This is a genomic window from Enterobacter sp. HNDS-6 (genome assembly GCF_039850505.1).
GTDB lineage: Bacteria > Pseudomonadota > Gammaproteobacteria > Enterobacterales > Enterobacteriaceae > Enterobacter > Enterobacter kobei.
Genome location: NZ_CP156673.1, coordinates 998,461 through 1,012,123 on the forward strand (window position 1 = coordinate 998,461; position 13,663 = coordinate 1,012,123).

At 54.6% G+C, this 13,663-nt stretch carries 11 protein-coding genes; 3 read left to right on the top strand and 8 right to left on the bottom strand.

Annotation, left to right across the window (positions count from 1 at the left end; translation table 11 throughout):
- The first annotated feature begins 60 nt into the window (after window positions 1-60).
- Window positions 61-423, top strand: coding sequence for a 6-carboxytetrahydropterin synthase QueD (gene queD, locus ABFI50_RS04575; RefSeq protein ID WP_014885039.1), 363 nt, complete (start codon window positions 61-63; stop codon window positions 421-423).
- A 29-nt stretch (window positions 424-452) separates the two neighbouring features.
- On the opposite strand, the gene queE is transcribed toward queD, so the two are convergent.
- Genes queE through ABFI50_RS04590 form a run of 3 tightly spaced genes read right to left on the bottom strand, consistent with a single transcriptional unit; the run spans window position 453 to window position 3,445 of the window.
- The gene (gene queE / locus ABFI50_RS04580; RefSeq protein ID WP_014885040.1) at window positions 453-1,124 is read right to left on the bottom strand and encodes a 7-carboxy-7-deazaguanine synthase QueE; all 672 of its coding nucleotides are present in this window, start codon (window positions 1,122-1,124) and stop codon (window positions 453-455) included.
- A gap of 54 nt (window positions 1,125-1,178) precedes the next feature.
- Window positions 1,179-1,886, bottom strand: a complete 708-nt coding sequence (locus tag ABFI50_RS04585; RefSeq protein ID WP_014885041.1) for an N-acetylmannosamine-6-phosphate 2-epimerase — start codon at window positions 1,884-1,886, stop codon at window positions 1,179-1,181.
- Entirely contained in the window at window positions 1,886-3,445 is a 1,560-nt protein-coding gene (locus ABFI50_RS04590; RefSeq protein ID WP_014885042.1) for a maltose/glucose-specific PTS transporter subunit IIC, read from the bottom strand. The genes ABFI50_RS04585 and ABFI50_RS04590 overlap by 1 nt, the downstream gene beginning before the upstream one ends.
- A 165-nt stretch (window positions 3,446-3,610) precedes the next feature.
- Between ABFI50_RS04590 and ABFI50_RS04595 the strand changes: the two genes are divergently transcribed.
- Both ABFI50_RS04595 and ABFI50_RS04600 read left to right on the top strand, forming a co-directional pair.
- Complete coding sequence (locus ABFI50_RS04595) at window positions 3,611-4,435, top strand: MurR/RpiR family transcriptional regulator (RefSeq protein ID WP_248217129.1); 825 nt, start codon at window positions 3,611-3,613, stop codon at window positions 4,433-4,435.
- 358 nt (window positions 4,436-4,793) lie between these two features.
- Window positions 4,794-5,903: an SDR family oxidoreductase gene (locus tag ABFI50_RS04600; protein ID WP_347485472.1), complete on the top strand. Its 1,110-nt coding sequence runs from the start codon at window positions 4,794-4,796 to the stop codon at window positions 5,901-5,903.
- A gap of 52 nt (window positions 5,904-5,955) precedes the next feature.
- Here ABFI50_RS04600 and eno read toward each other — a convergent pair whose 3' ends face one another.
- The 5 genes from eno to rlmD all read right to left on the bottom strand — a co-directional run bounded on the left by eno (window position 5,956) and on the right by rlmD (window position 13,637).
- Entirely contained in the window at window positions 5,956-7,254 is a 1,299-nt protein-coding gene (eno, locus tag ABFI50_RS04605) for a phosphopyruvate hydratase (protein WP_014885045.1), read from the bottom strand.
- An 82-nt stretch (window positions 7,255-7,336) separates the two neighbouring features.
- Window positions 7,337-8,974 carry a CTP synthase (glutamine hydrolyzing) gene (gene pyrG / locus ABFI50_RS04610; protein ID WP_014885046.1) on the bottom strand — a complete coding sequence of 546 codons (1,638 nt, stop codon included), beginning with the start codon at window positions 8,972-8,974 and terminating at the stop codon, window positions 7,337-7,339.
- A gap of 223 nt (window positions 8,975-9,197) precedes the next feature.
- Window positions 9,198-9,989, bottom strand: coding sequence for a nucleoside triphosphate pyrophosphohydrolase (mazG, locus tag ABFI50_RS04615; RefSeq protein WP_014885047.1), 792 nt, complete (start codon window positions 9,987-9,989; stop codon window positions 9,198-9,200).
- Between the two features lie 66 nt (window positions 9,990-10,055).
- Window positions 10,056-12,287, bottom strand: coding sequence for a GTP diphosphokinase (relA, locus tag ABFI50_RS04620; protein ID WP_014885048.1), 2,232 nt, complete (start codon window positions 12,285-12,287; stop codon window positions 10,056-10,058).
- Window positions 12,288-12,338: 51 nt separating this feature from the next.
- Window positions 12,339-13,637: a 23S rRNA (uracil(1939)-C(5))-methyltransferase RlmD gene (rlmD, locus tag ABFI50_RS04625; RefSeq protein WP_048997116.1), complete on the bottom strand. Its 1,299-nt coding sequence runs from the start codon at window positions 13,635-13,637 to the stop codon at window positions 12,339-12,341.
- Window positions 13,638-13,663 lie beyond the last annotated feature (26 nt).

Below are 13,663 nucleotides of genomic sequence, written 5' to 3' on the forward strand. Positions count from 1 at the left end.
GCTAAAAATTGTGCTTTCCGGTACTATGCGGCGGTTTTTTCCGCATTACTGAGAGCGATCATGTCCACCACACTGTTTAAAGATTTCACCTTCGAAGCCGCCCACCACCTTCCGCATGTTCCTGAAGGGCATAAATGTGGCCGTCTGCACGGGCATTCGTTTATGGTGCGTCTTGAGATCACCGGTGAAGTTGATCCGCATACCGGTTGGATCATGGATTTTGCCGAACTGAAGGCCGCGTTTAAACCGACCTACGACCGTCTGGATCACTACTATCTGAATGAGATCCCGGGCCTTGAAAACCCGACCAGCGAAGTGCTGGCAAAATGGATTTGGGATCAGATGAAGCCGCTGGTACCGCTGCTGAGCGCGGTGATGATCAAAGAGACCTGCACGGCAGGCTGCGTGTATCGCGGAGAGTAAAAAAATAGCCCGGCAAAACCGGGCTTTTTTTAGGCTATATTCAGGTACTTGTGCGTCTGCATCGACAGGCGCCAGTTACGCGCGATGCAGGTTTCAATACACAGACGCGTCGCATCTTCTTTCTGGCTGATAGGCTGCAGGGCAATCACCCGCTGCTTTTCATCCGTCAGCGTCGCCAGCAGTTCGTCCAGCGCTTCGATATCGCGCACGCGCCCTACCGGGTGCTTAATCTCATCCGCGCGTTCCAGCGCCTGAGAGAGCACGTCATACCCGCCGCGCATATTCACTTTTGGCGAAACCGTCACCCAGGTAGAGTGAGAGCAGCGCACTTCGTGGGTGCCGCTGGTTTCAATCTGGCAGCTGTAGCCGTTCTTTTCGAGCAGCTCGGTCAACGGAGTCAGATCGTGGATACAGGGTTCACCGCCGGTGATCACCACATGGCGCGCCGTCCAGCCCTGACGACCAATAATCGCCAGCAGATCTTCTGAACTGCCCGCGCCCCACTTATCGCTCTCTTTGGTTTTCGCCAGAATGCTAAACAGCGACACTTCCCGATCTGCGAGCTTATCCCACGTATGTTTGGTATCACACCAGGCACAGCCAACCGGGCATCCCTGTAAACGAATAAAGATAGCGGGAACACCGGTAAAGTAACCCTCGCCTTGCAGGGTCTGGAACATCTCGTTAATCGGGTACTGCATAGTCATCTCAGTTAAGGGGATAAACGATAAGTATCGCAGATCCCCGCCGGATGGTCATGCTCCATCGGTGCTTTGCGCGCTAATCGCCGCCATAAACCGTTCGGTAATTTGCTGTGGACGGGTGATCGCGCCGCCGACGACGACCGTGTGCGCCCCCAGCGCCAGGCACCGGGCCGCGCGTTCAGGCGTATCCACGTTCCCTTCGGCAACCACGGGAACCGTCACGGCCGCCAGCACGGCCTTCAGGAACGCGCAGTCGTTCTCCGGAAGCAAATGGCCCGCCGTTTCCGCCGTATAGCCGTAAAGCGTCGTGCCGACGCAGTCAAAGCCCAGCGCCTGCGCCGTCACGGCTTCGTCCACGGTGGAAATATCCGCCATCAGCAGTACCGAGGGGTAGCGCGAGCGGATGCGCATGACCAGCGTTTCCAGGGATTCCCCACCGGGACGCTCCCTGGCCGTGGCATCAAGGGCTATGATTTCCGGAGCGACGGCCATGAGCTCATCCACCTCTTTCATCGTGGCGGTGATAAACACTTCGCTTTCCGGGTAATCCCGTTTGATGATGCCGATGACAGGCAAAGAGACCTGCTGCTTAATGGCCTCGATATCCACCACGCTGTTGGCACGAATGGCAGCGGCCCCGCCCTGCGCCGCCGCCAGCGCCATCCGCGACATAATAAACGGGCTATGCAGCGGTTCATTCTCCAGCGCCTGACAGGAGACGACCAGTTTTCCCTTCAGGTTATCCAGTACAGTTTTCATTACGATAAAATCTCTTCCACTTCGTTTTTGATAATGGTGACGTGCGGGCCATAAATGACCTGAACCCCGTTACCGCGCACGATAACGCCGCGCGCGCCGGTCGCTTTCAGCGCCGCGTCATCCACCTTGCTGCCGTCTTTGACCGTGACGCGAAGGCGCGTGGCGCAGCAGTCCACCTCGTCCAGATTGTCTTTTCCACCTAATCCGGCGATCACCGCCGCAGCACGCTCGCTTTGCGGCAGACTCACTTCATCAACCATCGCCGTCTTTTCACGGCCCGGCGTGGCGAAATCAAAACGGTTAATCAGGTAGCGGAAGGTGAAGTAGTAAAGGAAGAACCACGGCACGCCGACCAGCGGAACGAACATCCAGTTGGTTTTGGCCTCCCCCTGCAAAATACCGAACAGCACGAAGTCGATAAAACCGCCGGAGAAGGTTTGCCCGATGGTGATATGCAGCATGTGTGCGAGCATGAACGCCAGCCCGTCAAACAGCGCATGGATGACGTAAAGCACCGGCGCAATAAACAGGAAGGAGAACTCGATGGGCTCGGTAATGCCCGTCAGGAAAGAGGTTAACGCCGCAGAGAGCAGCAGCCCGGCAACGCGCTTTTTGTTCTCGGGTTTTGCCGTGTGGTACATCGCCAGACACGCGCCGAGCAGGCCAAACATCATCGTAATAAAGCGCCCGGACATGAAGCGCGACGTGCCTTCATAAAACTGACGCGTCGTCGGGTCAGCCAGCTGGGCAAAGAAGATACGCTGCGTACCCTCCACCAGATGACCATTGACGATCTCGCTGCCGCCAAGGGCCGTGGTCCAGAACGGAAGATAGAAGATGTGGTGCAACCCGAACGGGCCCAGCATGCGTAAAATGAAGCCGTACAGCAGGGTGCCCAAATAACCTGTGGCGTCTACCAGCCCGCCCAGACCAAAGATCAGTTTCTGGAAATGCGGCCAGACCACGGTCATCAGCGCGCCGACGAGTATCGCCGCCAGCGAGCTGATAATCGGGACAAAGCGCGAGCCGCCAAAGAAGCCCAGGAACTGCGGAAGGGCAATTTTATTAAACCGGTGATGCAACGCGCAGGTCACGAGACCAATCACTACGCCGCCAAATACACCCGTTTCCAGCGTCTGAATCCCCAGCGTCATCCCCTGCCCCACGGCCCCCGGGTTTTCCTGCGCCAGTTTGCCGGTGAGGATCAGCAGCGCGTTGATGGTGGCGTTCATCACCAGAAACGCCAGTAACGCCGCCAGCCCTGCCGTGCCTTTATCACTTTTTGCCAGCCCAACGGCCACCCCAACCGCAAACAGCACCGAAAGGTTCGCAAATACGATGGAACCTGCACTGCTCATGATGGTGAAAACCGCCTGCAGCCAGCCCACATCTAAAAACGGATAGGCCGTCAGCGTATTGGGATTCGACAACGCGCCGCCTATCCCAAGCAGCAGACCCGCCGCAGGCAACACGGCGATGGGCAACATAAACGATTTGCCGAAGCGCTGCGCTTTTTCAAACCATCCCCCCGAAGAGGCTCCACTGAACATTTGCATCATTTTTTCATCCCCTTATTTATTGATGAAAATTTTTACCATATAAATATTTAATAGTGAAAATTATCATCAAAAACCAGGAGACCGATCATACTTTTTCAAAATGACTGGCATCTTTCCCCCGCTTTCCGTCACACTAGTCACAGAGAAACGCATTAAGGACCTGGCATGTCGGACCATGAAAATCTGCTGCTGAAGCTCCGCCAGGAGGCTTCCGGGTACAGCCCAACACAACAAAAACTCGGCGAGTTTGTCCTCAGCGATCCCGCCCGAGTGCTCTACCTGACGATCACGGAACTGGCGCGCGAGAGTCACACCAGCGAGGCCAGCGTGACGCGTCTTTGCCGGACGCTGGGCTGCAAGGGCTATAACGAATTCAAAATGGCGCTGGCGCTGGATATTCAGCAGGGTCAGCCCGCGCGAGAGGCCGGGGATGAAATTGATAACGTGGTGGATGAGTCAATCCTGGCTCTGCAGGATACCGCCAGGCTCCTGGACCGGGCGCTGCTTGAAAAAGCCGCACTGGCAATGCACCAGGCGCACTCCGTGCAGATCTATGGCGTCGCGGCCAGCGCAATCCTCGGTGAGTATCTGCATTACAAGTTATTAAGGCTGGGTAAACCCGCACAGTTATTTAGCGACATGCACCGCGCGGCCATGAATGCGGCAACGCTCTCGGCTGAAACGCTGGTCGTGGCTATCTCCAGTTCCGGTTCTACGCGGGATTTACTTCATGTGGTGAAACTGGCCCGCAAGCGCGGCGTAAAGGTTCTGGCGCTCAGCAACACGCCACGTAGCCCGCTGGCTTCCCTGAGTGATATGCAACTGGTAGCCGCCAAGCCAGAAGGCCCGCTTAGCGCTGGCGCGCTCAATGCAAAGGTGGGTGTCATGCTGCTGGTCGAATTGCTGACCACCACTCTTATTACGCTGGACAACCATTACGCGGATGTTAGCCAGCAAACAGCCAGCGCTACGCTTCCTTTGCTGCTCTGAAAATATTACGCAGGCTACATAAACTAGCCTGCTTTTTACGTTACTCAATTTCCCTTAAGCAAAATTTAATTTATTTTCCAGATAAATGTTTGGTGTAACAAAATATTTTATTTATTACATTTTCTATGCTGTAACCACCCTAACCCTGAATCATAAAAATACATACAAATCATAAAGTTGAAATATAATTATTTATAAATTGAATTTTTCACCTTTCCGCAATGTCCAATATCTCCACCTGATTTCCTTTCCTTAAAATAAGCTTAAGATGCTGCCTGTTTCGGCGATTTATTATTTAAATGCCGTTTACTTTTGCGCGCCTACAATCCGCCTCATCAATCATAATGAGACGGTATTAATGAAGATGTTATTGATTACAGGCGTGACCGGTTTCCTGGGCGGTGCAGTACTTGAAAAAATCCTGACGAGCGATCAATCCGTGAAACTCCTTTTGCTTGCCCGCGCCGGCGATCCGCAAAGCGGGCTGGAGCGCGTGCAGGAGAACATGCGTAAGTTCAACGTTTCTGAGGAGAAGCTGGCTTCCCTGAGCGTGGAGAATATTCTCATTGGCGACCTCAGCCAGCCGGAGGCCTTTCTGAACGATCCGCGACTGAACCAGGTCACGCATGTGGTTAACTGCGCGGCTGTCGCCTCATTTGGAAACAACCCGCTTATCTGGAAGGTAAACGTCGACGGTACCCTTGCGCTGGCACGCCGCATGGAACAGGTCACTGGACTGCAGCGTTTCCTGCACGTAGGCACAGCAATGTCATGCACCCCGGAGCAGGATTCACTGGTCGCGGAAAGTGCTGAATTCAGAGAAAATGCTGAACATCTGGTGGAATACACTTATTCGAAGTCAACCATTGAAAAGCTGATGCGTCAGGAGTGCCCGGACCTGCCGCTGCTTATCGCCCGCCCCTCCATCGTCGTCGGCCATACCCGTCACGGCTGCACGCCGTCGAGCAGCATCTTCTGGGTCTTCAGTATGGGCCTGATGCTGCAAAAGTTTATGTGTTCAATGGAAGACCGGATCGACGTAGTGCCGGTGGATTATTGCGCCGACGCGCTGTTAATGCTGCTCGGCAGCAACGCGCGTCCGGGTGAGGTGGTGCATATTTCTGCCGGGGAAGAAAACAGCGTTCGCTTTGCAGACATCGATCAGGCTATGGCGCAGGCGCTGGAGAAAGCGCCCGTCGGTGATAAATATGCGCAGGTCAGCTACGAAACGCTGGTCAGAATGCGCCGCGAGCTGAAAACGATTTTTGGTCCATGCAACGAACGCCTGATGCTGAGAGCGATGCGCTTATACGGCGCCTTTGCCACGCTGAACGTGCGCTTCAGCAACGATAAGCTGCTCAGCATGGGAATGCTGAAACCCCCGCGTTTTACGGATTATATCGCCCGCTGCGTCCAGACCACCCGGGGATTGACCATCCCGGAGCAAATGGCGGTCGATTTTAAATAGCCAAAAAAAATGCCAGTCTTTCGACTGGCATTTTCATTTAAGGCTTAAGCAATTATGCCTGGCCTTTGATCTCTTTACGACCGTTGTATGGTGCTTTTTCGCCCAGTGCTTCTTCGATACGAATCAGCTGGTTGTATTTAGCAACACGGTCAGAACGGCTCATAGAACCGGTTTTGATCTGGCCTGCAGCGGTACCCACTGCCAGGTCAGCAATGGTTGCATCTTCAGTTTCACCAGAACGGTGAGAGATGACAGCGGTGTAGCCAGCGTCTTTCGCCATTTTGATCGCAGCCAGGGTTTCGGTCAGAGAACCGATCTGGTTGAATTTGATCAGGATGGAGTTAACGATGCCTTTCTCGATGCCTTCTTTCAGGATCTTGGTGTTGGTTACGAACAGATCGTCACCAACCAGCTGGATTTTGTCGCCCAGTACTTTGGTCTGGTATGCGAAACCATCCCAGTCAGACTCGTCCAGACCGTCTTCGATAGAGACGATTGGGTACTGTTTGGTCAGGTCTTCCAGGAAGTGAGTGAACTCTTCGGAGGTGAACGCTTTGTTGCCTTCGCCAGCCAGAACGTATTTACCGTCTTTGTAGAATTCAGATGCTGCACAGTCCATCGCCAGGGTGATGTCTTTGCCCAGCTCGTAGCCAGCAGCTTTTACTGCTTCTGCGATAACAGCCAGAGCTTCTGCGTTAGAACCCAGGTTTGGCGCATAGCCACCTTCGTCACCTACAGCCGTGTTCATACCTTTAGCTTTCAGAACTTTAGCCAGGTTGTGGAACACTTCAGAACCCATACGTACCGCTTCTTTCAGGGATTTCGCGCCAACTGGCTGAATCATGAATTCCTGAATATCAACGTTGTTGTCTGCGTGCTCACCACCGTTGATGATGTTCATCATTGGTACAGGCATGGAGTATTTGCCTGGGGTGCCGTTCAGTTCAGCGATGTGCTCGAACAGTGGCATACCTTTAGCAGCCGCTGCTGCTTTGGCGTTCGCCAGGGAAACCGCCAGGATTGCGTTCGCACCGAAGTTAGATTTGTTTTCAGTACCGTCCAGATCGATCATGATCTTGTCGATGCCAGCCTGGTCTTTAGCGTCTTTGCCAATGATGGCCTGAGCAATAGGACCGTTTACAGCGCCAACCGCTTTCAGTACGCCTTTGCCCATGAAACGGGATTTGTCGCCATCGCGCAGTTCCAGCGCTTCGCGGGAACCCGTAGAAGCACCTGATGGAGCAGCTGCCATACCGACGAAACCACCTTCCAGATGAACTTCAGCTTCAACGGTCGGGTTACCACGGGAGTCGATGATTTCACGACCGATGACTTTAACGATTTTGGACATTAGATTTTCCTCAGTACAAGTTAAACTAAAACTCCAGACAAACAACGCGTACCAAAGGTACGCGTTGCCGTTCTAACTTTTTTTACTTCGCCTGACGCTTCTGGTACTCGCTGGCGGCTTTCACGAAGCCTGCAAACAGCGGATGCCCGTCACGCGGCGTTGAAGTAAATTCCGGGTGGAACTGGCAGGCAACAAACCATGGATGGTTTGGCACTTCAATGATCTCGACTAACTGATCATCCCCGGAGCGGCCCGCAACGCGCAGGCCCGCAGCTTCAATTTGTTTCAACAGCATGTTGTTGACTTCATAGCGGTGACGATGGCGCTCGGTGATGACCGATTCGCCATACAGCTTGCGAACCACGCTATCGTCGGACAGCTGGCAGGCCTGTGCGCCAAGACGCATTGTGCCACCCAGATCGCTCTTCTCGGTACGGACTTCGACGTTACCGTCTTCGTCGCGCCATTCCGTAATCAGCGCCACTACAGGGTACTTACAGTCTGGCACAAATTCCGTAGAGTTCGCGTTTTCCATTCCCGCTACGTTGCGCGCAAATTCGATCAGCGCAACCTGCATACCCAGGCAGATGCCGAGGTAAGGAATATTGTTTTCACGCGCGTAGCGTGCAGTGGCGATCTTGCCTTCAACACCGCGGTAGCCAAAGCCGCCAGGGATGAGAATCGCATCCAGATCTTTCAGAATTTCCACGCCACGCGTTTCAACATCCTGCGAATCAATCAGCTTGATGTTCACGGAGACGCGGTTCTTCAGACCACCGTGTTTCAGCGCTTCGATAACTGACTTATAGGCATCCGGCAGTTCAATGTACTTGCCGACCATACCGATAGTCACTTCGCCCGCCGGATTGGCTTCTTCATAGATAACCTGTTCCCATTCAGACAGGTTAGCTTCCGGACAGTTCAAGCTGAATCGTTTACAAATATAATCGTCCAGGCCCTGCGATTTCAACAGGCCCGGGATTTTATAAATGGAATCGACATCTTTCATTGAAATAACGGCTTTTTCAGGCACGTTACAGAACAATGCAATTTTCGCACGTTCGTTCGCCGGGATAGCGCGATCGGAACGGCAAACCAGGATGTCAGGCTGAATACCGATGGAGAGCAGCTCTTTAACAGAGTGCTGAGTCGGTTTGGTTTTCACTTCACCTGCAGCCGCCATGTAAGGCACCAGCGTCAGGTGCATGAACAGCGCATGCTCACGACCAATATCTACCGCCAGCTGACGAATCGCTTCGAGGAACGGCAGGGATTCGATATCCCCTACGGTACCGCCGATTTCAACCAGCACAACGTCATGCCCTTCGCCACCGGCAAGGACACGCTCTTTGATGGCGTTAGTGATGTGTGGGATAACCTGAACGGTCGCGCCCAGGTAGTCACCGCGGCGCTCTTTACGCAGAACGTCGGAGTAGATGCGGCCAGTCGTAAAGTTGTTACGACGGGTCATTTTGGTACGAATGAAACGCTCGTAGTGGCCAAGATCCAGATCGGTTTCAGCGCCGTCTTCAGTAACGAACACTTCCCCGTGTTGGGTTGGGCTCATGGTGCCAGGATCGACGTTGATGTACGGATCCAGTTTCATCATGGTCACATTGAGGCCACGGGCTTCAAGAATGGCTGCGAGGGAGGCTGCGGCAATGCCTTTACCCAGAGAGGATACGACCCCGCCGGTCACAAAAATATAGTTCGTTGTCATGCTGAACCTGAGAAGTTAGGGTGAAACGATGGAATAACCAGGACGGGAAAGTAGTATACCCGAACACGGCGAGCGCCACAAACTTTCATTCTCCGTCTCCATTCCAGGCCATGACAAACATAAGGAGTGAGAAAATAGCCCCTTTTGGGTAAATGTTTTTGACGCAAATCAAGCGCTTGTCATTTAAAAAATCACACAAATTGCGCTTGATCGCAAAATTCCGTTAGAGATCAGATTCCTGGCGTTTTACTTCCTGCCAGACTTCTTCCATCGCCTGGAGGTCAATTCCGGTCATTTCCAGGCCGCGCGAGGCGACAATCCGCTCCACTTCACGAAAACGACGTTCGAATTTCAGATTGGCTTTTTGCAATGCGGTTTCCGCTTTTACACCTAAATGGCGCGAAAGGTTGACGGTCGCAAACAACAGATCGCCCATCTCTTCCTCAAGCTTTGCTTCATCCACCACCGCCTGCTGCGCTTCGTGCATAACCTCATCGATCTCTTCATGCACTTTATCCAGCACCGGTCCCAGAGAGTCCCAGTCAAAACCGACGGCGGAACAACGCTTTTGAATTTTATGCGCGCGCATCAGCGCAGGCAGACTCAGAGGAATATCGTCCAGCGCCGAATGCTGGGATTTTTCAGCACGCTCGGCGCTTTTTATCTGCTCCCAGCGGGCCAGTACTTCCGCGCTGTTGCCTGCGGTGGCATCGCCAAAGATATGCGGGTGACGGCGCTCAAGCTTGTCGCTGATAGCGGCGCAGATATCATCAAAGTTAAAGCGCCCTTCTTCCTGCGCCATCTGGGCGTAGAACACCACCTGGAACAGCAGGTCGCCGAGTTCACCACGCAGGTCGTCAAAATCCTCGCGAGAAATGGCGTCCAGCACCTCGTAGGTCTCTTCAAGCGTGTACGGGGCGATGGTGGAGAAAGTCTGCTCTTTGTCCCACGGGCAGCCGTTTTCCGGATCGCGCAGGCGTTTCATGATGCCGAGCAGGCGGTCGATTTGAGTCATAGTGTTTTCCATTAAAAAACAAGCCGGGTGGCGGCAAAGCCTTACCCGGCCTACAGAAGAGTGTATTTACCCGCCGTGCAGACGACGCGCGTCAATCACATCCGGCACCTGGTTCAGTTTGCCGAGCACGCGACCCAGCACCTGCAGGTTGTAGATTTCGATGGTCATATCGATGGTGGCAAGCTGCTCGCGGGTATCGCTGCGGCTGGCAACGCCCAGCACGTTGACCTTCTCGTTGGCGAGAATGGTGGTGATATCGCGCAGCAGGCCGCTGCGGTCATTGGCGGTAACACGCACCACCAGCGAGTAGCCGGCAGAGTAGCTCTCCCCCCAGACCGCTTCCACGATGCGCTCCGGCGCATGGGACTGCAGCTCGGCAAGCTGGTCACAGTCGGAACGGTGGATCGAGATCCCGCGCCCCTGGGTGATAAAGCCGACGATGTCGTCGCCCGGAATTGGCTGACAGCAGCGGGCAATGTGGTGCATCAGATTGCCCACTCCCTCGACCACTACCCGGCCATTGTCTTTACTGCGCTGCTGCGGGGCGTAGGTTTTCTGCTGCAGCTGCTTCAGCGCCGCCGCGTCCTGCTCTTCCGCGCTTGGCTTATTGAACTGCGCCTGCAGGAAGTTAACCATCTGATTGAGACGAATATCGCCGCCGCCAATTGCCGCTAACAGCTCGTCAAGCTCGTTGAAGTTGTAGCGCGGCAGCAGGAATTTCTCGGCCTCTTTCAGGCTGATCCCGATATGTTCCAGTTCGTCGTCAAGGATCTGACGACCGGCAAGGATATTTTTGTCACGATCCTGCTTGCGGAACCAGGCGTGAATTTTCGAGCGCCCGCGGCTGGTGGTGACGTACCCCAGGTTCGGATTAAGCCAGTCCCGGCTCGGGTTAGGCTGCTTCTGGGTGATGATTTCAATCTGATCGCCCATCTGCAACTGGTAAGTGAACGGGACGATGCGCCCGCCGATTTTCGCCCCGATACAGCGGTGCCCCACGTCACTGTGGATGTGGTAGGCAAAATCAAGCGGCGTTGAACCGGCTGGCAGGTCGACCACATCCCCTTTCGGGGTAAAGACGTAGACCCGGTCGTCAAAGACCTGGCTGCGGACTTCGTCGAGCATTTCGCCCGAGTCGGCCATCTCTTCCTGCCACGCAATCAGCTTGCGCAGCCAGGCGATGCGATCCTCGTGACCAGAACGCGCTCCGCCCGACGTTCCCTCTTTGTATTTCCAGTGCGCGGCAACGCCCAGCTCGGCATCTTCGTGCATCTGTTTGGTGCGGATCTGAATTTCGACCGTTTTGCCGCCAGGGCCAAGCACCACGGTGTGAATGGACTGATAACCGTTAGGTTTAGGGTTAGCCACATAGTCATCAAACTCATCCGGCAGATGGCGGAAGTGAGTGTGGACGATCCCCAGCGCGGCGTAGCAGTCCTGCAGACGTTCCGCCACGATACGCACGGCACGCACGTCAAACAGCTCGTCAAAGGCGAGGTGTTTCTTCTGCATTTTGCGCCAGATGCTGTAGATGTGCTTAGGTCGCCCGTAGACTTCGGCGCGCACGTTCTCTTCTTTCATCGCCTGGCGCAAGCCGCCGACAAACTCCTCGATATAGTGCTCGCGGTCAATGCGTCGTTCATGCAGAAGTTTGGCAATGCGCTTATATTCCGCCGGGTGCAGATAACGGAAGCAGTAATCTTCCAGCTCCCATTTGAGCTGACCGATACCTAGCCGGTTCGCCAGCGGCGCATAGATGTTTGTACACTCTTTGGCGGCCAGCACGCGCTCGTCTTCCGGCGCATCCTTCACCTCACGCAGGTGGGCAATACGCTCGGCCAGTTTGATGACCACACAGCGGAAATCATCCACCATGGCCAGCAGCATCCGGCGGACATTATCGACCTGCTCAGAGGAGACGGAATCGGTGTGCGCGGCTTTAAGCTGGCGGATAGCCGCCATATCGCGCACGCCGTGGATCAGCGCGACGACGGATTTTCCGACGCTCTCACGCAGCACGTCTTCCGTCACGACGTTCGCATCGGCGAGAGGAAACAGCAACGCGGCCTGCAGCGTTTCAATATCCATGTTCAGCATGGATAAGATTTCAACCATCTCCACGCCGCGCCACAAGAGGAGATCGGCATCCGGATGACCCTGTGTGGTGCGAAGACAGTAGGCCCAGGTTTCGGTTAAGCGTTCACACGACTGCTGGCTGGAAATTCCCAGACTTGCGATCCATTTTTGTGGGTCAAACTCCCCAGCTTTATTGAGATGTGCACTTCTTACCGCAACCATTGTCCTCTCCTTTAGGGACCAGGGCCTGTCGAAGTCGACAAGCCAAACAAATTAGATGTGCTCGAACAACACCATCGATTCCAGATGCCCAGTGTGCGGGAACATGTCCAGCATTGCCAGACGCTGAATTTGGTAACCCGCGCTGATTAATACCTCACTGTCACGGGCAAGCGTTGCCGGGTTACAGGAAACATAGACCACACGCTTCGGGGCAAGTTTAATCACATGCGCCATGACGCCCGGGGCACCGGCGCGCGCCGGGTCGAGCAGGATTTTGTCAAATCCCTGCTGTGCCCACGGCTGTTGCGTCACATCTTCCTCAAGATTTTGATGAAAGAATGTCACATTTTGCAAGCCGTTCTGTTGTGCGTTCTCCTGCCCTTTAGCCACCAGCGCTTCAACGCCTTCCACGCCAACAACGCTTGCTGCTTTTCGCGCCAGCGGCAGCGTGAAGTTGCCCATGCCGCAGAACAGATCGAGCACCCGATCGGTGGGCTGTATATCAAGCCACGCCAGCGCTTTCTCAACCATCTGCTGGTTTACGCCATCATTTACCTGAATGAAATCCCGCGGGCTAAACGTTAAGCGTAGCCCGTTTGACGCATACCAGGGCGCATCACCGGTAACCTGTTCAAGTATCTCGCTTTGTGGAGCAAGGAAAAGCGCCAGGTCGTGGGAATGCGAAAAGCGTTCCAGTTTTTCGCGATCTTTTTTCGATAATGGCGCGGTGTGGCGCAACACCATCAGCGGGCCATTATTGGCCATGACCAGTTCGACATGCCCAAGATGGCGAACGCCGTCCAGTCCTGAGAGGCAAGTGCGCACGTGCGGAAGCAATGCTTCAAGATGGGGCACCAAAACAGGGCACTGCTTCACATCAACAATATCGCTGGAGGCCGCTTTGCGAAAACCCATCTCCAGCCGCGCCGTTTTGGGCTGATAGCTCAGACTCAGACGCGCGCGGCGACGGTAGCCCCAGGGCTCATCGGCAATAACTTCGTTCACGTCGTGCTTCAGCAGACGCGCCAGGGCGCGGCTTTTGCTTTTTTGCTGTAATTCTGTGCTCGCATGCTGTTGCTGGCAGCCTCCGCAAACGCCAAAATGCGGACAGCGTGGCGCAACGCGCGCCGGGCTATCGTTGAGGCGACGCTTCACCTGTCCGCGCGCGTACTGGCGTTTGTCTTCCGTCAGCGTAATTTCTGCTCGTTCTGTTGGCAGCAAACCTGTTATAAACAGAGTCTTACCATTGTGATGAGCCACCCCCTGACCAAACGGGTCAAGGTCTGTGGCTTCAACAGTAATGATTTGACGCGTCGTCACGCGTCGTTTTGCAGAGTAGAATTGCGCCATCGCCGAGATTTTTCTCACATAAACAT

Bases quoted from the DNA above. Each gene is read 5' to 3' on its own strand.
- queD (WP_014885039.1), top strand. From the start codon at position 61: ATGTCCACCACACTGTTTAAAGATTTCACCTTCGAAGCCGCCCACCAC.
- queE (WP_014885040.1), bottom strand. From the start codon at position 1,124: ATGCAGTACCCGATTAACGAGATGTTCCAGACCCTGCAAGGCGAGGGT.
- ABFI50_RS04585 (WP_014885041.1), bottom strand. From the start codon at position 1,886: ATGAAAACTGTACTGGATAACCTGAAGGGAAAACTGGTCGTCTCCTGT.
- ABFI50_RS04590 (WP_014885042.1), bottom strand. From the start codon at position 3,445: ATGATGCAAATGTTCAGTGGAGCCTCTTCGGGGGGATGGTTTGAAAAA.
- ABFI50_RS04595 (WP_248217129.1), top strand. From the start codon at position 3,611: ATGTCGGACCATGAAAATCTGCTGCTGAAGCTCCGCCAGGAGGCTTCC.
- ABFI50_RS04600 (WP_347485472.1), top strand. From the start codon at position 4,794: ATGAAGATGTTATTGATTACAGGCGTGACCGGTTTCCTGGGCGGTGCA.
- eno (WP_014885045.1), bottom strand. From the start codon at position 7,254: ATGTCCAAAATCGTTAAAGTCATCGGTCGTGAAATCATCGACTCCCGT.
- pyrG (WP_014885046.1), bottom strand. From the start codon at position 8,974: ATGACAACGAACTATATTTTTGTGACCGGCGGGGTCGTATCCTCTCTG.
- mazG (WP_014885047.1), bottom strand. From the start codon at position 9,989: ATGACTCAAATCGACCGCCTGCTCGGCATCATGAAACGCCTGCGCGAT.
- relA (WP_014885048.1), bottom strand. From the start codon at position 12,287: ATGGTTGCGGTAAGAAGTGCACATCTCAATAAAGCTGGGGAGTTTGAC.
- rlmD (WP_048997116.1), bottom strand. From the start codon at position 13,637: ATGGCGCAATTCTACTCTGCAAAACGACGCGTGACGACGCGTCAAATC.